The organism is Mucilaginibacter gossypii (genome assembly GCF_900100945.1).
Lineage (GTDB): Bacteria > Bacteroidota > Bacteroidia > Sphingobacteriales > Sphingobacteriaceae > Mucilaginibacter > Mucilaginibacter gossypii.
This window is the reverse complement of record NZ_FNCG01000015.1, coordinates 27,557-47,147: the sequence shown is the minus strand read 5'-3', so window position 1 is coordinate 47,147 and position 19,591 is coordinate 27,557. Positions and strand designations below refer to the sequence as shown.

General features: G+C 42.0%; 18 protein-coding genes. 6 read left to right on the top strand and 12 right to left on the bottom strand.

The window, feature by feature from the left end; genetic code table 11:
* Window positions 1–18 precede the first annotated feature (18 nt).
* From BLS28_RS22740 to BLS28_RS22725, 4 genes are all read right to left on the bottom strand, one after another.
* Complete coding sequence (locus BLS28_RS22740; protein WP_091172776.1) at window positions 19–1,188, bottom strand: PepSY-associated TM helix domain-containing protein; 1,170 nt, start codon at window positions 1,186–1,188, stop codon at window positions 19–21.
* A gap of 3 nt (window positions 1,189–1,191) precedes the next feature.
* The gene (locus BLS28_RS22735) at window positions 1,192–3,603 is read right to left on the bottom strand and encodes a TonB-dependent receptor (protein WP_091172774.1); all 2,412 of its coding nucleotides are present in this window, start codon (window positions 3,601–3,603) and stop codon (window positions 1,192–1,194) included.
* Between the two features lie 85 nt (window positions 3,604–3,688).
* Window positions 3,689–6,103, bottom strand: a complete 2,415-nt coding sequence (locus BLS28_RS22730; RefSeq protein ID WP_091172772.1) for a TonB-dependent receptor — start codon at window positions 6,101–6,103, stop codon at window positions 3,689–3,691.
* A gap of 312 nt (window positions 6,104–6,415) precedes the next feature.
* Window positions 6,416–7,351 (bottom strand): hydrogen peroxide-inducible genes activator, encoded by a 936-nt coding sequence (locus BLS28_RS22725; RefSeq protein ID WP_091172769.1) that lies wholly within the window; start codon window positions 7,349–7,351, stop codon window positions 6,416–6,418.
* A 303-nt stretch (window positions 7,352–7,654) separates the two neighbouring features.
* Between BLS28_RS22725 and BLS28_RS22720 the strand changes: the two genes are divergently transcribed.
* Complete coding sequence (locus tag BLS28_RS22720) at window positions 7,655–9,160, top strand: NAD(P)H-hydrate dehydratase (protein WP_091172766.1); 1,506 nt, start codon at window positions 7,655–7,657, stop codon at window positions 9,158–9,160.
* Between the two features lie 345 nt (window positions 9,161–9,505).
* Here the strand turns inward: BLS28_RS22720 and BLS28_RS22715 are convergent, their stop codons facing one another.
* From BLS28_RS22715 to BLS28_RS22690, 6 genes are all read right to left on the bottom strand, one after another.
* Window positions 9,506–10,333 (bottom strand): anti-sigma factor, encoded by an 828-nt coding sequence (locus BLS28_RS22715; protein ID WP_091172763.1) that lies wholly within the window; start codon window positions 10,331–10,333, stop codon window positions 9,506–9,508.
* 1 nt (window position 10,334) lies between these two features.
* Window positions 10,335–10,862: an RNA polymerase sigma factor gene (locus tag BLS28_RS22710; protein WP_311084057.1), complete on the bottom strand. Its 528-nt coding sequence runs from the start codon at window positions 10,860–10,862 to the stop codon at window positions 10,335–10,337.
* A gap of 48 nt (window positions 10,863–10,910) precedes the next feature.
* Window positions 10,911–11,792 (bottom strand): lipoyl synthase, encoded by an 882-nt coding sequence (gene lipA, locus BLS28_RS22705; RefSeq protein ID WP_091172755.1) that lies wholly within the window; start codon window positions 11,790–11,792, stop codon window positions 10,911–10,913.
* A 155-nt stretch (window positions 11,793–11,947) separates the two neighbouring features.
* Window positions 11,948–12,277, bottom strand: coding sequence for a bacillithiol system redox-active protein YtxJ (ytxJ, locus tag BLS28_RS22700; protein ID WP_091172751.1), 330 nt, complete (start codon window positions 12,275–12,277; stop codon window positions 11,948–11,950).
* Between the two features lie 229 nt (window positions 12,278–12,506).
* Complete coding sequence (gene ribH / locus BLS28_RS22695; RefSeq protein WP_091172747.1) at window positions 12,507–13,001, bottom strand: 6,7-dimethyl-8-ribityllumazine synthase; 495 nt, start codon at window positions 12,999–13,001, stop codon at window positions 12,507–12,509.
* 166 nt (window positions 13,002–13,167) lie between these two features.
* Complete coding sequence (locus BLS28_RS22690; RefSeq protein ID WP_091172741.1) at window positions 13,168–13,845, bottom strand: tetratricopeptide repeat protein; 678 nt, start codon at window positions 13,843–13,845, stop codon at window positions 13,168–13,170.
* A 228-nt stretch (window positions 13,846–14,073) separates the two neighbouring features.
* On the opposite strand from BLS28_RS22690, the gene recF reads away from it, so the two are divergent.
* Window positions 14,074–15,174, top strand: a complete 1,101-nt coding sequence (recF, locus tag BLS28_RS22685) for a DNA replication/repair protein RecF (RefSeq protein WP_091172737.1) — start codon at window positions 14,074–14,076, stop codon at window positions 15,172–15,174.
* Window positions 15,167–15,457, top strand: coding sequence for a DciA family protein (locus BLS28_RS22680; protein WP_090530976.1), 291 nt, complete (start codon window positions 15,167–15,169; stop codon window positions 15,455–15,457). The genes recF and BLS28_RS22680 overlap by 8 nt, the downstream gene beginning before the upstream one ends.
* Here the strand turns inward: BLS28_RS22680 and BLS28_RS22675 are convergent.
* Window positions 15,444–15,641, bottom strand: coding sequence for a hypothetical protein (locus tag BLS28_RS22675; RefSeq protein WP_091172734.1), 198 nt, complete (start codon window positions 15,639–15,641; stop codon window positions 15,444–15,446). The genes BLS28_RS22680 and BLS28_RS22675 overlap by 14 nt on opposite strands.
* A gap of 149 nt (window positions 15,642–15,790) precedes the next feature.
* Complete coding sequence (locus BLS28_RS22670) at window positions 15,791–16,210, bottom strand: nucleoside-diphosphate kinase (protein WP_091172728.1); 420 nt, start codon at window positions 16,208–16,210, stop codon at window positions 15,791–15,793.
* A 211-nt stretch (window positions 16,211–16,421) separates the two neighbouring features.
* Between BLS28_RS22670 and BLS28_RS22665 the strand changes: the two genes are divergently transcribed.
* From BLS28_RS22665 to BLS28_RS22655, 3 genes are all read left to right on the top strand, one after another.
* Entirely contained in the window at window positions 16,422–17,432 is a 1,011-nt protein-coding gene (locus tag BLS28_RS22665) for a DHH family phosphoesterase (RefSeq protein WP_091172725.1), read from the top strand.
* 7 nt (window positions 17,433–17,439) lie between these two features.
* Entirely contained in the window at window positions 17,440–18,417 is a 978-nt protein-coding gene (locus tag BLS28_RS22660; RefSeq protein WP_091172720.1) for an FKBP-type peptidyl-prolyl cis-trans isomerase, read from the top strand.
* A gap of 61 nt (window positions 18,418–18,478) precedes the next feature.
* Entirely contained in the window at window positions 18,479–19,471 is a 993-nt protein-coding gene (locus BLS28_RS22655) for an FKBP-type peptidyl-prolyl cis-trans isomerase (RefSeq protein ID WP_091172717.1), read from the top strand.
* Window positions 19,472–19,591 lie beyond the last annotated feature (120 nt).

The following is a 19,591-nucleotide window of genomic DNA, read 5'->3' as shown; positions in this document are numbered from 1 at the left end:
TAATCAGTGTATCAAAAATCAACGGTCGGTTGGCAAATGCTGCCTTACCGTCCTTCTGTGCACCACCGTTTTTACCTTTTTTGATTTGGATTTTTTGCGTTTGCCGAGCCAGATGATAAAGCCGGTGATTGGCAAGCTTGCACAAATCAAACTGGCCAAAAAAGCAATGGTCTTACCGGGAAGGCCTAAGATTTGCCCTACGTGAACATCATAGTTCATGTTATTCATTTTCATGCCGGCACTTTTTTGTTCATGCGCGGTACGGTTCAATAATTTGCCGGTGTATTTATCGAAAGAATAGCTATCACTTTTATAGTAGTGCAGGGCCTGTGCGTATGCGGTTACGCCTATGGCACCGGCTTTAGCAGCATCGTCATAAATTAAAAACATTTCGGCATTTGGCGAGGCGGCTTTGGCTGATAAATATGCTTTGTTGATAACCTGGGTGGTATCCATTTTACCATTCAACAACGAATCGGACTTGAAAACTACCTTTTCTTCGGGATGCGCTTTGCCCAAATTAGCGGCTGTGTAAATAGCTTCACGCATCCAGTCAAATGATATTGACAGACCTGTTATGGCCAATATGATGGCCACGCTGGTGGCATAAAAGCCCAAAACGTTATGCAAGTCGTAATTAACACGGCGCCAGCGGCCACCCCACTTAATAGTGAAGCTGCGTTTACGGTCGCTTTTACGTTTGGGCCACCAGAGTATTATGCCGGTGATCATCAGCACCACAAAAATTATCACCGATATGCCTACTACCAGGGTGCCGATATTAGCCGGGAGCAACAGGTATAGGTGAATATATTCAACAATAATAAAAAAGTTTGAAGCGGGGCTTTCGGTATGGGTGATCTTACCTGTATAAGGATTCAGATATACAAAAAGGAGGCCCTCTTTCTTGTCCGTTACCAACACCCCCGCAGGGCGACCGATACCGTAATAGTAAACATAACTGGCCGTAGCGCCTTTACGGCCTTTCAGTGCTTCGGCTTTAAGTATTGATGGTGCTATGTAGGGTTTAGCTTGTACCTCAACCTTACGGTAACTGTGTATCGCATCCTGGATCTCGTCCTGAAAGCAAAAGATACAGCCGGTTATACTTACTATAAATACCACCAGCCCGGATATAAATCCAAGCCAGCGATGTATAAACAACAGTGTTTTTTTAAAAGGTGTCATTCATTAAAATTTGTAACCGATACTTAAACGTACGTTTGTTGGTGCTTCTGCCTGCCAGCTGTAAACAGTTTTGCCGTCGGTGCTCAACCCCTCATGACCGCCTGAATAAAGGTATTTGTTAAGCACGTTATTTACATTTAACGCAAAACTCATCTTCTTGATCTGGTAGGATGCGCCTGCATCTAAACGGAAGTAGTTTGGCAGATCAGAAGTGCCTGTGCCGAGGCTCCATGGCAGGCGGTCAAGCTGCCACTGATATCCGGTTGAAAAGCCCAAACCTTTTAAGCTGCCGTGCTGTAAACGGTATGTTAACCAGGCATTGGTAACATGTTTTGCAAAGCCGGGAACAGGATTGCCAACATTTGCAGGGTCGGTATCTTTAGAAATCTTCGAATCGGTATAAGCATAGTTAACCATCAGGCTGAGGCCGGTTATGATTTCGCCGCGGGCATCAAATTCAACACCTTTTGTTTTAGTTTGACCTAATTGCAAAACGTAATTTGCTGCAGATTCACCATGTTTGTCGGGGTCGGTTACCAACTGGTTGTTTTTAAGGATCTGGTAAGCAGATAAGGTAGTATTCCACTTTCCATCAAACCAGTCGCGTTTTAAACCAAGCTCCATGTTGTTGCCTGTAATAGGCTTAACTTTTTGGCCGCCGTATATTTTACCTGTTTGCGGCACAAATGATTGATCATATACCGCATAAGCAGTTGTAGTAGGATCAATGTTAACACTTAACCCAAAACGGGGCGTAAATTTATGCCCTTTGGTATCGCCGGCATAAGGATCGGTTGTAGTGGCATGGGTGTAACGACCAGCTACAGTTAAACGCAATTTCTGATCAAAAAAGCCCAACTCATCCTGTACATAAATTGATTGATATTTTTCGGTATTTACAGCGTTTTTACCACGTTCGCTAAGTGGCACCGATCTATCAAACACAGGTAAAGTAACAGGGCCATTATTTGGATTGTGGATATTGAAAGGGTTTGCGGGATCAGGATCAAGTGAGCCTGATTGAAAATAATCCGGAATATAGTACTTGTCGCCAATATCAAGGCCGCTTAACAGGCGGTGAACAACTTTGCCTGTATTAAATTCGCCGTTTAAAAAAGCCTGGGCAAATTTGTTTTTGTTAACAGCATCCCATAAACCAAGGTTACGGTCAACATCGCCGTTGCTGCTGATGCTGTTTATCCAATAGCTATATGCCGTTTGCTTATAATAAAAATAAGCACCCTGCGCGGTAACTTTCCACTTGCTGTTAAAGGTATGCTCATAAGTTAAAAACGCACTTTGGTCCCGGATGCCCGATGATGGCGAATTTGAAGGCGCGTTAGTAAAGTTGCGCGGCAGTGTTGCATAGCCATCAGTGGAGAACAGGTAGGCGGTACCAAAGGCATTCATGCGCTGGTACTGGTAGGTATACTCGGCAGTGAGGGTATTTTTGCTGTCGAATTTGTAGCGTAATACGGGAGCGATAGCCGTACGGTTGGTAAAATCATACGGGCGCCATGATTTTGAAAGCTGGCCCATCAGGTTGAGGCGGTATTGCAGTTTACCGTTTTTAGTAAGTACGCCGTCAAAATCGGCAGTGGCACGGTAGCTGTTAAAACTGCCTGCAGTAAAACTGAATACCTGGCTGGTAGTGCCGGTAGGCTTTTTGGTAACTACGTTATAAAAACCCGAGGGGTTGCCGTTGGCCAGCATGAATGCAGCAGGGCCTTTTACAAATTCAATCCTGTCAACAAATGACATATCCTCGGTTAGCGGGCCCCAGGTAGCTTCGATGTTCATACCGTTGCGGAAAGGTGCAAGCCTGTCGCCACGGGCATTTACACGGGCATAATTGCCCCAATGCTCCTGCATGGTTAAGCCGCTCACATTGCGCGATACGCCTTCGAGCATGTTAAAGATCTGCTGGTCCTTGATCTGGTCGGAAGATACCACCTGGATATTTTGTGCCACTTCAAGTAAAGGCTCGTTTAACCTCAGGCTGGGTGAGGGGTCGTCGATCTTATATTTTTGTTTCCTGCCCGAAATTAAGACCTCACCAATTTGGTTGGCGTTTTCGCGCAGCATAAAGTTTACGGTAACGCGTTGTCCATCGGCCAGTTCAACTGCTTTTTCTTCAGAAGCCAGGCCCACAAACGTTACTTTAATGGTGTAGCTGCCCGGTTTTACCTTGTTAAAGGTAAACCTTCCGCTTTCGCTGGTAACCGTGCCTGCGGATATGCCATTACCTTTAAGGCTTACGGTTACACCGGGAACGGTTTGGCCATCGGCAGTCGTGATTGTGCCGGTTATGGTGCCGGGTTTTACCTCGGCCAGCGCGGGTATGTTGAAGAGCAGCAAAACTGCACATAATAAAAGAGGAGGAAGCTTACAGAAAGAGTGTATGGATTTGGACATTTTATTCAGGATTAACAGGAATGATAGGGTTGTTAACTTAAAGCAGGAACTGTAATACACTCCTGCTTTTTATTTAATGGCTGTTTTAAAATTTATAGGTTGCGCTTAATGCAAAACTTCTTAGTTTTTGAGGGTTAATGGTGGTGTAACCTATCCAGTATTTTTCATTGGTAAGGTTGTCAAGCATAGCGCCAAACCGGTATTTATTAGTATCATAAAATGCTGATGCTCCTAATACGGTGTAAGCCGGCAGGGTAAATACCCCAATGGCCCGGCTGTTTACGATCTTATTATCGCTGGCATAGTTGCCGCCGAAACCCAGACCAAAACCTTTCACTGCACCTTGATGAAATTTGTAGCTTATCCAAAAATTTGCCAGATATGGCGATGAGGCGGTTGCTGGCCGAAGACCTTCAACGCCGGCATCGGCGCTTTTGGTAAGCTTTGAATCATTATATGAAAAACCTGCTACGATGTTAAGGCCGATTATTGGGTTGGCTATTATTTCGGCTTCAAAACCTTTGCTGTATTGGGTTCCGTCCTGTACCGAAAGAATGGGATTTATGGTGGAAGGACGTACGATATTTTTCACTTTGATATCATAGTAACTTACCGTACCGCTCAATTTACCATCGAAGAGATCAAGTTTTACGCCACCTTCGATTTGATTGGCTTGCTCGGGCTTAAGCGGTCGGTTGTTTTCGGTAGTACCGGTTTTGTTGTTAAAGCTGTTTTGATAATTGGCAAACAGCGATATGTGGTCTTTAACGGGTTGGTAAACCAAACCAAATTTTGGCGAAAAGGCGGTTTGTTTATATGCCCCTGAAGTGGTTTGAGTTGTTGGGTCGTAGTTGCCTTTGTTGTCAAACCTGTCTACGCGTAAACCTGCCGATGCTATCAGTTGATCCGTAATATTAAACACATCAGAGATATAAGCGCTGTAGGTATTCCGTTTAAACATGGAAGGGTAGGTAAAACCATAAATGCCGGTAGCATAAAGGGCACCCATCGCCGCTTTGTTGAAATTGCTATAGTTTTGATTGCCGGTTACAGATACAGTATCGAGCGTACTGCCAAAAAAATATTGTTGCGAGTTTTCCCTGAAGAAATCCAGGCCGCCTACAAACCGGTTACGGAATTTACCTATTTTGAAGTCGCCGTTAAAGTTCTGCTGGATCTCCATCATGTCATCTTTACTTTTGCGGGTTGACTGATCGTTACGGGAAATAGAATCGCCTGGCAACAGGTAGTAGTAAGGGCCAAAACCGTCCGAATAGCTATGGGTGAGGCTCAGGTTGGTACGTGTTGTCCAGGCGTTGGAGATCTTGTATTTTACTTCGCCATAAAAATTCCTGTTTTGTGACGTTTGAGTCAGGTCATTTCCATGATAGCTTTGTTTGTAGTCGAGCTTGAGCTGATCGGCACGACTGTAACCCAGGGCATCGATGGTTTGTCCGTAAGGGAAAAAGAAAATAGATTTTCCGATATTGGTACCATATGACAGTTCAGCATCGGCACTAATGGTTAACCTGTCGGAAGCCTTATAAACAATGCTTGGGTCAATAACCACATTCCGCGAAAAGCCGTTGTTTTGGAAACTACCGTCATGATTAAAAGCAGTATTTAAACGGAAGAGTATCTTTTTATCTTTATCGAGCGGAGTGTTAATATCGGCGCTGCCCCGGTAAAAACCAAAATTGCCGCCAGATAAGCTCACTTCTCCGCCAAATGTATCATAAGGTTTCTTGGTAACACGGTTGATCAGGCCGCCATATGAGGTTAAAGAACTTCCGAATAAAGTAGCAGAGGGGCCTTTAATAATCTCAATCCTGTCGATGTTAGCCGCGTCAATGCCATTAGTTATAATCCCTGCAATGCCGTTACGCATGGTGCTTTGTACAATAAAGCCCCTGCTATTATAATAAGCGCCGCCATCGCCGCCACGACCGGTAGCTTCCCACATTTTTTGGATCCCAGGGGCATTTTTTATAGCATCATCAACAGAAAATATCAATTGTTCCTGCATCAACTGGCTGCTTATGGTATTATAAACTTGTGGGTTTTCGAGGTTGCTTAAAGGCATTTTGGCAACATCCTCGCTTCGTGAACGTTTAAATTTATTGGTTTTATTAGCATTTATATTTACTTCCTGCAAACCATGAATAGTATGATCAACAGTAATAACAGGCAACACAGTTGTTTGCCCGGCTGTTACGGTTACTGGTTTTTCCTGTCCTTTTGTGCCAACTTCAGATACTACAAGTATATAATCTCCTTGCGGGGCTTTAATTTCAAATAAGCCGTTTTCATTGGTTATGGTACCGTACCTGGTGCCTTTAAGTACTGCCGAAACGTTTTCGGCAGGCCCATTTTTTATGGTGATAATTTTACCTTTAAGAATGCCTCTGGCTTGCTGGGCAAGGGCCGGGATGGTGCCTATAAGTAGCACTATAAATGAAAGTGAAAAGATTTTTGAGAAAGATGGTTTGGGTTGATCCATTTTATTTAGACTAAATATAAATAATAGCGCAAAAGTAGTCAGGCGGGTGTTATAATGCAAATTATTTATAATAAATCTAAATAGTACACTTAATGTACTGTTGTTCAGATGCTTGTGGATATAAGAATGGAAAATTGCTAATCCGGTAAGGGATTGTCAAAGCAATACCACCGAAATTATTCAGAAAAAGAGTAGTTAAATTTAAGAATCATGTAAACGGGTTCCTTCCATAATCCTGAAGGCTGTCATCATCTAATGAAGCCTTGCGAAGTCCCCCAAACTTCGTGAGTCTGGTAGATAGATAAGCAATTACTAAATATCCATCACTTCCTTTTTCTTTTTGCTTTTCATCCGCTTTGGCACAAATTCCAGGATTTCAGCTTTCAGCGCTTCAATCATGCGGCGTTTTAAAAAGTTACGTTGTATCACAATGCTTACCTCACGGGCGGGTTCGGGCGATTTAAAATACCGCACCTTATCCAGCTGTTTTTCGCTAAGCTCAGACAGGGCCAACTCGGGGAGGATGGTAGCCCCGTTATTTTGGTCGACCATGCGTTTTAGGGTTTCAACGCTGCCGGTATTGTATTCAAAATGCTGAAAGCCACGGGTTGATTTCCGTCGCTGGCAAATATTCAAAACCTGCTCGCGCATACAATGGCCTTCGTTCAGGATCCAGATCTCCTCCATATCTATATCATCCGGCACAATATTCTTCTTTTTAGAAAGTTTGCTGTTTTTGGATACATAGGCTACAAAATTTTCATAAAATACAGGGATTTCGGTAAGGTTGTTTTCATGAAGCGGGGTAGAAAGGATGCCGCAGTCAAGCATACCGAGTTTTAGCTGTTGAATGATCTCTTCGGTAGTTTGTTCCCATACAATCAATTTTACCTGTGGATATTTTTCAATAAAGCCATGGATGATTTTAGGTAATATATAGGGCGAAACGGTAGGGATGATGCCTACCCGTAATTCGCCCGAAAGTTCCTTTTGCCTGTCGGATATAATTTCTTTGATCTTTTCGCTCTCAGACAGCATTACACGTGCCTGGGTAATTATTTCAATCCCTATTTCGGTAGGCACAACGGGCTGTTTGCTGCGGTCGAAGATCTTAACGCCAAGCGTGTCCTCCAGTTTTTGTACCTGCATGCTTAATGTTGGTTGGGTAACAAAACATTTCTCGGCTGCCAAAACAAAGCTGCGATAGGTATCAACAGCCACAATATACTCCAGTTGTGTGATAGTCATGTAATATAGATAAATGCTATGTAAAGGTAATAAATATTGATTTTATCTATTCAAATATTTCGCAAGGGCTGGATTATAAAAGCAACTAATATGAAAACAAAGAAGAAGGTTAAATACCGGTATTTCTAACAAACTAAAGTCCCGTGAAACGACCGCTTAAATATTGTAAAACAGCTTGCCTGTCCGTCTGTTAAAATAAATTTTTCTGCCGGATTTTTGGATATTATTATTTGTTGTGCAGTTCGGTTGATCTGCCAATAATTTCTCTTAAAACAAAACCATTAAATCCTTACTTTAGGATATATGCTTCCTTTATTAATTGCCGAACAAATTCGCGAGGGCGATGCTTATACTATCGCTAATGAACCTGTTGCTTCTATTGATTTGATGGAACGCGCCTCAAAAGCTTTTGTGGGTTGGTTCGTTAACCGTTTCCCCGATAAAAACGAGCCGATAACTTTTTACTGTGGTACAGGGAATAACGGCGGCGACGGGCTTGCCATTGCGCGTATTTTATGTGACCATCATTATAATAGGCTCAACGTTGTAATAGCCCGATTTTCTGATAAGGCATCGGTGGATTTTAACATCAATTTTGAAAGGCTAAAACAAACTTGCGTATCTATAAAAGAACTTGCCAAGGATGAAGAGATCCCGGCGGATAGCAGCCCGGTAATTATTGACGCCCTGCTCGGCAGCGGCTTGAACAAACCGCTCACCGGCGATTATGAACGGCTTGTTAAGTTCATTAATGATTTGGGCCGAACAGTTGTTGCAGTCGATGTACCCACAGGTTTTTTTTCGGAAGGGGAAGTAGTCAGGGATACTATTGCTATAGAAGCCGACCTTGTAATTACTTTTCAGCAGCCTAAAATCAATTTCCTGTTACCGGAATCGGCACCTTATATCAATTGCTGGGAAGCTGTGAATATTGGCATAGATGAAAAGTTTATCCAGTCGTTAAGTTCACCGTATCAGCTTGTTGAAGAAAAAGATGTGAGACAAATACTAAAACCACGTCGTCGTTTCAGCAATAAAGGCACATTTGGTCATGTGCTGATTATTGCAGGGCAGGCAAAAACCATGGGAGCGGCGCTATTAAGCTCATCAGCTGCAGCACACGCAGGTGCCGGCCTGACGACTGCCTGTATCCCCGAAAGTGGCTTAACCGCACTAAACAGTTATCAGCCCGAAATTATGGCCATAGTCAGGAATGGTGATGAGCAACCTTATATTGATTGGGATAAATTTAGTTCGATAGCTGTGGGGCCTGGTTTAGGCAAGGATGCCGAGGCCTTAACATTATTAAAAGCAATCATCAAAAACTATAAACAACCGCTGGTTATTGATGCCGACGCATTGAACCTGCTTGCAGAAAATAAGGCATTATTAACCCAGCTACCTGCGGGGAGCATCTTAACCCCGCACATGAAAGAGTTTGACAGGCTTTTTGGTGAACATACCAGTTGGTGGCAACGGCTGCAAACCGCTATAAAAAAGGCAAAGGAGTTAAACCTGTGTATCCTGTTGAAAAATGATTATACCATTATCGCAGCACCCAATGGCAAAGTATATTTTAACTCATCAGGAAATGCTGCTATGGCAAGCGGAGGTATGGGCGATGTACTTACCGGCGTAATAGCTGCTTTGCTTGGGCAAAAGCATCCGCCGGATCAAGCCTGCATCATTGGTGCCTATATTCACGGTAAGGCCGGCGATGAACTTGCATTGCCAAACCGGATGCATGTAGTTTTGCCCGGTAAGCTCATTGCGCAATTGCCCGTTACCATGGCAAAGTTAAGGGCATAAAAAAACGGCTGCAAGTATCATACAGCCGTTTTAATTAACTATTAACTGATCTTATAAAGAACTAAATACTCAAATCTGGGGGTTAGGGTTATCAGGTTCACTGTTTCTCGTTTATGTCCTAACTAATCATAAGACGTTTACACGTTCCTATTAGTTACAAAAAAACTAATAATTGGTTTTGGTTTTCGTTAAAAAAATGTTAAATTATTAACCCAGTGTAGTTTAGGTTTACACAAAATACAAGTAATTAACGTATAAAAATCGAAAAGCTTACATCATTTCGGAATAAATCCGAAAAAATGTAAGCTTTTAATCATTATTAAGCCCTGGGAGATCGTTTTCGCTTTAATATTTACCCATTACCACCATTTGTGATAGTGTTGGACTTTCACTACCGCCTCTTGGCTCAAGCGTTACCGCGAAGGCATCTGCCGAGGCTATCGCTTTCATGTTTTTGAATCCGCTTGAATCTGCTGTGGCGTCAAATACACCCAAATCAACAGGTTTGCCGGCCACCAGTGCCCAAAGCTGGTATTGATGCGCTTGGTCATTTGCAGGCAATTTAAGGCCTTCCATGTCAATCACCACTTTTTGTTTGGATGGGCTAAAGGCTACGGTCATCACCGACTCAGACGATTTTTCTGTCCCTTTCAGACGGATCAGTTTAAATGACGTATCCCTTAAAAGGTTCAGCTCGCTATCCTTGGCGCTAACCGTGGTGCTAAAATGCTGGTTTTGCAACTGCATGGCATTTAGCCGGGTATTGGTATCATTAAGGCGGTTGTAAAGGTTATACAAAGCCGCTGCGCTTGCTAACAATAAAACAAGGCATGCGGCAAATGCGTATTTATAAAAATTAATTTCTTTTTCTTTATAGGGCCGTGTAACCACAACGCTTTCCCGTTCTGTATGGGTTTGTGTAGGAAAGTCATTATCGTCGCCAAAATTAGTTAGTAAACTTCCCAATACGCGGCTACGTAAATATTCAGATGGTTCAATCGCGTTTTCTCCGGCATACAATTCCATTGAGCGTTCAATTTCGGCAAGCTCTGCCTTAATAGCAGGGTGCTTTGAAGCCAGTTCTTCAACCTGTAGCTTTTCGGCAGGGGTAACATCCCCTAATACGTAAAGCTCCAGTATCCCTGTTTCAATATATGCTTTTAAATCTTCCACTTCAATTAAAATGTTTTCTGAGTTCCTGGATAGCCATTCTTAACCGGGTTTTAATGGTACCCAACGGAATGCCCAATTCTTCGGCAGCTTCCACATGGGTATAGCCTTTAAAATAAACCAGCTCGATGATCAGTCTTTGCTCAGGTTTTAGTGTTTGCACTAAATTTTTAACCCCCATTAACTCAGGTTTGTAAACCGTGTTTCGTTGCTCGTCAATGAAAGTTACGTTATTTTCAATATCCTGGTTTTTATTCTGATTCTTAAAATCTTTCGATCTGGTCTTATCAATTGCAAGGTTGCGCGCGATATTAACCATCCAGGTAAATAAACGGCCTTTTTCCGTACTGTAGCTTGAAAAGGAATGCCAGATTTTTACAAAAGTTTCCTGTAAAACATCTTCGGCTATAGCGGTGTCATTTATAATGCGTGATATAACCCCGAATAACGAGGCCGAATACATATCATATAAAGCTTCGACGGCAATTTTTTCCCGGTGCCGTAATGACAACACCAGTTCTTCTTCTGACATCGATATTTTTCGTTTCTTACTCAACCCGATGAAGATATAAAGGAATTATCACATTTCAAACAAGTGTTTTTCTGCATGGTAAGATGAGCGTACCAGCGGCCCACTTTCAACATACCTGAACCCTTTTTGAAGACCCAATTCCTTATAACGTGCAAACTGATCGGGATGGATCCAGTCAATCACCGGATGATGGTTACGTGTAGGCTGTAAATACTGCCCCAGTGTAAGTATATGAACACCTGCAGCCAGCAAATCATCCATTGCTTCTAAAACGTCCTCCTCGGTTTCGCCCAAGCCAAGCATAATGCCTGATTTTGTACGCAAACCCGCTTCCGAAATATGTTTCAGGGCTTCAAGACTGCGGTCATATTTTGCCTGGATCCGTACTTCTTTGGTAAGACGCCTTACAGTTTCCAGGTTGTGTGATACAACTTCGGGCCTGGTTTCCAAAACGCGGGCAAGGTTATCCCAGTTGCCTTTAAAATCGGGCAGCAGGGTTTCTAATGTAGTATCGGGGCTTTCACGGCGAATGGCATTGATGGTTTCGGCCCAGATAATGGAACCGCCGTCTTTCAAATCATCACGATCGACAGAGGTAATAACGCAATGTTTTACCTGCATTAGTTTTACAGAAGTTGCTACGCGGTTGGGCTCATCAACATCAACAGCTAAAGGCCTGCCGGTTGCAACTGCACAAAATGAACACGAACGGGTGCAAATATTACCAAGGATCATGAAAGTGGCCGTGCCGGCACCCCAGCACTCGCCCATATTAGGGCAGTTACCGCTTTCGCATATGGTATGCAGTTTATGGGTATCAACAAGGCTGCGTACGTGAGCATATTCTTTTCCTGTAGGAAGCTTAACCCTAAGCCAATCAGGCTTACGTACAGGTTGGCTAACAGCAGGAACTACCGGCAATTCAATCATGGTACAAATGTAGTTAAAAACTGATTATAGTTGTTAGTCCATGGACGATGGTCCATAGCCTATAGAAGATATGATATATTCTTGATAAAAAAGATGAATATCTATACGCCAGGATGAAATCATCGACCATGGTCTATGGACTATCGTCATCAAATCTAATTCAGCACCTCTAAAGTTTCATCAACGGAGATGCCGCTGTGAGATTGGTCAAGAATGCATTCGCCATTTTTAATGAGTAACAGTTGGGGCGATTCGTGGTGTACCTCGAACAATTGCGCTACCTGGTTTGACAGGTCACGGTATTTGATCAGGTCTAGAAAGTAAAGGGGCATATTTTCGGGAAGATTATCCCAGTCAAGCTCAAAACGCCTTTTGGCCATCATGCTGATGGAGCAGCGCGTGCTATGTTTAAATATAAGGCTATATCCTTCTTGTTGTTTGATCGCCATTAGCTGATCGGCCGTCTCCAACGAAATCCAGTTCATATTATTAATAGTTAAAATGCTATAACGTAATTATAACACAAAAACTGTGTAGTGTGTTTAAACAGGTTTAAAAATGACAATTAACTGTTAACGGCCTGTTTTAGGATATGAACCATAAGCCGGGCATAATTTATTTGAGCAGGATGATGCTGTTGCAACTGCCGCGGCTATAAGTGCTATGTAAACTAATTTTTTCATGTTGAGCTAAAATTAATTGCTTTAACGGGTTTTAACTGTTTAATGTTTCAGCAAGGGCTGCCATTTTAATGGCTGTGATAGCTGCTTCGTCGCCTTTATTACCATGCTTACCGCCGGCCCTGTCAATAGCCTGTTGCTGATTATCAGTAGTTAATACACCAAATATAACAGGTTTTGAGTACTTTATGGCAACATTACTTACTCCGTTTGCTACCGCGTCGCAAATAAAATCAAAATGCCTTGTTTCGCCCTGTATTACACATCCCAGGCAAATTGCCGCGTCAAGGTTGCCTTTTTTTAATAACAGATCTGCTCCCGATGTAAGCTCAAAGCTGCCCGGTACCTGGTATGAAAAAATGTTTTCGGCCAGTGCGCCATTGCTTATCAGGCTTTGGTATGCACCCTGGTAAAGCGCATTGGTAATTTCGGCATTCCACTCGGCTACAACTATACCGAAGCGGTACGGTGCTGCTGATGGTATTTCGGTATTTGAAAAATCGGAAAGGTTTTTAAGATGGGTCGCCATTTGATTTCGGATGTTTTTATTTCGAATTTCGGAGGTTCGATTTCGGATTTTGTTAAGTGTTGTGATCAGCGATCAAAATCTGCCTATAAAAAAAATCGATTCCGAATTTAAAGGTATTTAAAACCAGATAAATCCGAAATCGAAATCCTCAAATCCGAAATTAAAATTATTGTTTCGCTTCGGCGCGGGCTATATACTCGTCGATATTTTGAGCTTCAGCGCTTTCAGGATATTCAGTTTTTATTCTTTTATAAGCTTCAGCAGCTTCTTTACTGTTTTTTTGAGCTTCATAAGTTAAACCTAACTTTTTAAGATAAAGCGGCGATAAAAATTTATTCTTTGCTTTATCAGCAGCTTTGCTGAAGTAAGTTTCTGCTTTTTCGTAATCTTTCAGTTCAACATATGCGTCGCCTGTGCTACCAAAAGCTTCGGCTGCTACCATGTTGTCGTCACCGCGGTAATTGGTTAGGTTATCAATAGCTTTACGGTAGTCACCTTTATTTAAATAAGCAGTGCCCAGGTAAAAATAAGCAAGGTTAGCAGCTTTGGTATTGCTGTAATCGCTGATGATCTTTTCAAAACCAGGGAAGCCGGCATCGCCTTTAATGGCTTTGTCCCAGTTTTTTTGCTGCCAAAAATCCTGCGCTTTGTACATTTGGTTAGCGGCAGTAACTTCACGTGGACCTAAGTATAATTTAATGTAAATGAAATAGATAGCAATAAGGGCAATAATGGCCCCTACAATAAATAGTAAGCTTTTCTGGTTCTCGCGTACAAATTTGCCACTCTGACCAAAATTGTTTTCTGGTGCTGCAACTTTGGTGTTCGCCTGGGTTTTTGACATTGTTGTTCTAAAATTAAGTTTGCAAAAATACGGTTTTCAAATTTACTGGCAATACCTTTTGTATTAAATCTTTAACGAGGGGTAGTTCATAGTTGATAGTTTATGGTTCATGGTCTTGGGTTTGTAGTTTTCAGGATTTAGGGAAGAGCAATTTTGTTTATAAATGACTATGGCCTATCAACCATGAACCATCAACCACTCACCAAAAAACATTAACTTTGCCATCTCATGCACCTGCAACAGCTGTCAGTTATTAACTTTAAAAATTACGATGAGGCCGAACTGGTTTTCAGCGAGGGGGTTAACGCTTTTACAGGTAATAATGGCGCCGGCAAAACCAATTTGCTTGATGCTATTCATTACCTGTCCTTATGCAAAAGCTATTTTAACCCGATAGACAGCCAGCAGATTAAGCAGGGTGCCGATTTTTTTATCATCACCGGCGTCTTTAATAAAAACAATCAGCCCGAAGCTGTTGCCTGCTCTGTAAAGCGCAATCAAAAGAAACAGTTTAAGCGCAATAAAAAAGATTACCAGCGCCTGGCCGATCATATCGGATTGTTACCGCTTGTAATGATATCACCAAATGATACCAGTATCATAACCGAAGGGAGCGAAGAACGCCGCAAGTTTATTGATAATGTGATATCGCAAACAGATAACCATTATTTAGATGAGTTGATCACCTATAATAAAATCCTTACCAATCGTAACGCGCTTTTAAAACAGGTAGCGGATACAGGGCGATATGATGCCGGCTTATTTGAAGTGATTGATGAGCAATTGAACGCTTCGGGCAATCGTATTTTTGAAAGGCGCCGGGCCTTTATGGAGGGTTTTGTTACTATATTTAATAAGCATTACAGTTTTTTGAGCGATAATGTCGAGCATGTTGACCTCGTGTATGAATCGCAACTGCTTGCCGATGATTTCGATAGTTTATTAAAAAAGAGTTTTGACCGTGACAGGGCGTTGGAGCGTACCACAGCGGGTATTCATAAAGATGATCTGCAATTCAATATCCATGGTATGGCCATGAAAAAGTTTGGATCGCAGGGGCAACAAAAGTCATTTTTAATTGCACTCAAGCTTGCACAATATACTTTTTTATATCAGCAAAAAGGATTTAAACCCTTGCTTTTGCTTGATGATATTTTTGACAAGCTTGATGACGGCCGGATTACCAAATTAATGCAGATGGTATCGAACAATGATTTTGGCCAGGTTTTTATAACCGATACCGGGGTTGAGCGGGTTGAAACCGTTTTTAATAAAATAGGGATACCTGTTAAACTATTTAAAGTAAAAGGAGGAGCGATTGATGCGTAAAACCAACGACAAAACACTGAAAGAAGCTATTGAGCAAATGCTTAATGTATATAAGATTAAGCGGCGTTTTGACGAAACCGGTGTTATTACTGCCTGGCCCGACCTGGTAGGCAAATCAGTAGCCAATCGCACCAAAGAGTTATTTGTGCGCGATAAGAAATTATTTCTGCGGATAGAATCATCAGTAATAAAAAATGAATTGATGCTGATGCGCAGCCAGATAATTGAAAAGATTAATAACGAAGCTAAAAGTGTGCTTGTTGAGGAAATTATCTTCCTCTAAGCATACGTAAGCTGTTATGCTTTAATTTGATATCATCCGTAAGCTTTGAATAAGCAAGAATGAACAGGCCGGGAATGGTAAGCGCAAGCTGGGCTTCGGGGTGTGTTCTGTAAAGCATTAGCGATCCAATAACCAACATCACCAGTATAAGTACGTAAAAGATGTATTTGAATAATGGTTTCATGTTTTGTGATATTATTGGTTGATTAAATTATGTAATATTGTTTAGGTGGATAATGTAAAGTTACAAAAAACGTAACCATAATTACAAAAAAAACGTAAAAAATTCGGGTGTAACTTTTGGTTTATATAATTACACCCGAAATAGGTTACTTAAAACCTTTCAAAAGCCGAGAAAAAGAAGTTTCCTTCAATGTCGGCATTCTCGTCAGAGTCTGAGCCATGAACGGCATTTTCACCAATTGATCTTGCATACAGGTTACGGATGGTACCTTCGGCGGCATCGGCCGGGTTAGTGGCCCCGATCAGTTTACGGAATTCGGCAATAGCGTTGTCTTTTTCAAGAATAGCTGCTACAATAGGGCCCGATGACATAAACTCAACTAATCCGTTATAAAAAGGGCGTTCTTTGTGCACTTCATAAAACTGGCCCGCTTTTTCGGCAGATAATTTAGTGTATTTAAGCGCCACAATTTTAAAGCCGTTTTTGGTTATAATGTCTAAAATAGCACCGATATGCCCGTCTGCAACGGCATCAGGCTTTATCATGGTAAATGTTCTGTTGTTTTTCATTGAAATAATTGTTTCTTTTTTGGGTTATTAATAGATTAAATGCCTTTGTTACGTTGGTTTTAAAACATAAGCTTACTGATGCTTATGATAACATTTAAAATTTGCGGCAAAAATAGGCTTTTGTAACTGTAAGATAAAGCTTTTTGAATTAAATTAGATGGTTTGTATTTCATTTATTTATTTAGCTTTGCAACTCTTTTTTTAAGAATTGATGTTAGATTTAGCTTCGCTTACTGACCTTTTAACGAAACCTCAAAAAATAGTGATCACTACCCATCATAAACCCGATGGTGATGCTATGGGGTCGTCATTAGGCTTATATAATTATTTGATACAGCAGGGCCATCATGCCAGGGTTATTGCCCCTACAGATTATCCTGACTTTTTAAGCTGGCTGCCGGGTAACGAGAATGTTATTATTTATACCGAGCACCGCGAAGAAGCTGCCGCCCTGATAGCAGATGCGAAACTTATATTTTGCCTCGACTTTAATGCGCTGAGCCGTATCAATGATATGGGCGAGCTGGTTGGCGAGAGTAATGCCTATAAGATCATGATCGATCATCACCTGGAGCCTGCCGATTTTGACGATTACAGGCACTGGGATATCAATGCCTGTGCTACCGCGCAGTTAGTGTATGATTTTATAGTAAACCAGCTTCACCACAAAGAACTTGTAAATAAAAATGTGGCAACCTGTCTTTATACAGGCATCATGACCGATTCGGCTTCATTCAGGCTTCCCAACACTACATCCGGAGTTCACCGCATAGTTGCCGATTTGATAGATGCCGGTGCGGTTAACTGGCGCATTCATGAGCTGGTGTATAATAGCGCATCTGAAAACAGGCTGCGCTTTTTAGGTCATTGCCTGGCTAATTGCCTGGAGGTATTGCCTGAGTTTAATACAGCTATAATTGCAGTTAACAAACATGACCTGGAACGCTTTGATGTTGAAACAGGCGACACGGAAGGTGTGGTAAATTATGCATTATCGATGGCAAGCATCCGTTTGGCTGCTTTCATAGTTGAACGAAGCGACAGGGTGAAACTTTCATTACGCTCAAAAGGCGAGTTCCCGGCCAACGAGATTTGCAAAAAATACTTCAATGGCGGCGGTCACCGCAATGCAGCCGGCGGCCATTCCGAGGGTAGCCTTGAACAGGTTATACAACAATTTAAACAAATTTTACCCGAATATAAAAAACTATTAATACAGTAAAAAAGTAATGATGAAAAGAAAACTGATGTTTCTGTCACTTGCGGCTATTGGATTTGCAAGTTGTAACGGTGGGTTTAAGCAGGGCGAAGGCGGCTTGCTTTATAATATCCACACCTCAAAAGGCAATCCTAAAGTTAAGGAAGGTGACTTTTTGACACTGAACATGATCCTCAAAACCGATAAGGATTCAATTATCAATAATTCTTATGATAACGGCCAGCCTATACCAACGCTGATGCCTAAACCTCAAACCAAAGGTGATATTGTTTCTGGCTTAGCATTATTGGGCGAAGGTGATAGCGCCACATTTAAAATAGCTGCCGATTCGGTATTTAAAGGCGGTCAGCAACGCCCGCCGGGCTTCAAAGGTAAATACCTGGTTTATACTATTAAAATTGAAAAGGTAGTTGCTAAAGGCGCACTTACCGAGCAAGTTTTCCGTGATCGCGTTACCCAATACATGAAAGGTCAAACCGACGCCCTTAAAGGTAAAGAGCCTGCTAAGATCCAGGGTTACCTGGATGCACATAAAGACCTGAAATTTGTAAAAACTGCATCAGGCTTAAATTATGCAGTTACTACACCTGGCAGTGGTGCTAACGTAGCAGTAGGTGATACAGCTGTAATTAATTATACTTTAAGGCTTGTTACTGGCAAAGTTTTGGAAACAAGTGTTAAAGCTGTAGCTGTAAAAGAAAAGATGCAGATCAACCCGATGAACCCTTATCAGCCAATCCGTATTCCGGTGGGTGAAGGTAAGGTGATCAAAGGCTGGGACGAAGCTTTTCAATTATTTAATAAAGGGACTAAAGCGATGTTGGTTATTCCATCATCATTAGGTTATGGCGATCAGGGAAGTCAGCAAATGCAACCTTATACGCCGCTTGTGTTTGAAGTTGAGCTGGTAAATATTGTCCACCCAAATCCAAATGCACCAAAACCGGTTATGCCGCAAATGCAAATGCCAACTCCGACAACGAAATAATTATTATGTTTTACAAGGCCTTTCCTGCTCAAAGCAGGAAAGGCTTTTTTATTTATAACTTATGAAAAAACATATTTTTTCTTTTTTATTGCCGGCGCTTTCTGCGCTTGCTTTAAACGCAGGTGCGCAAACGGCTGGTTTGCAGAAAACCGCTAAAGGCGCGCTTTACCAAATCTATACTGCTAACCCGGGCAACAAAGCTAAGATCAACGATGTGCTTACTTTTAACTTTATCCAGAAAACCGATAAAGATTCAGTACTGTTCAGTAGTTATAAGGCAGGACATCCCGTACAAGCCCAGGTGCAGGCCTCGCAAAATGTAGGCGACTTGATGGAAATATTCCCGCTGCTTGCAGCAAAAGACAGTGCCTTGGTTAAAATTCCAACTGATTCGGTATTTGTTGGTCATGAAGAAGCCCGTCCGCCATTTTTACCTAAAGGCAGCTTTCTTACTTTTATTTTAAAGATAGAGAAAGTTCAATCGTTAAATGATGCCATTGCCGAAAGGAATGCGGGCCTTGAAAAACTAAAACAAGCTGAAACAGCCGACAGAGAAAGCTATATTACGGCACATGGTCTTAAACCTGTTACTACAGCATCAGGCTTAAAATACGTGATAACCAGCCCAACAACCAAAAGAAAGCCGCTTAACGGCGATACAGTGCTGGTAAATTATACCGGAAAGTTGCTTAACGGGAAACTGTTTGATACCAGTATTGAAGCTAACGCCAAAGCGGCAGGCATACAACAGCCTGGCCGTCCGTATGAGCCTATAAGCGTTGTTTTGGGCGAGCATAGGGTAATATCAGGTTGGGATGAAGGTTTGCTTTTATTAAATGAAGGTTCAAAAGCAACATTTATCATCCCTTCAAACCTTGCCTACGGCGAACGTCCTTACGGATCGGAAATCCCCGGATACAGCACATTGGTGTTCGATATCGAACTGGTAAAAGTAAAACCAGGCAAACATGTCGCGGTTACCCCGAAACCGGCTGCTGGTAAAGCTCCACTAAAAAAAGCCGGCACAAAGAAACCGGCCGCTAAAAAGAACTGATAGTAGAAACCTCCCGCCAAATGCGGGAGGTTTTTTGTTGGTAGTCGTCAGGTAATTAATTGAAAGTATCGATACTTTACCGCTATAAATTCGTTATTAAGTATTCAAGGTTTATTTTTG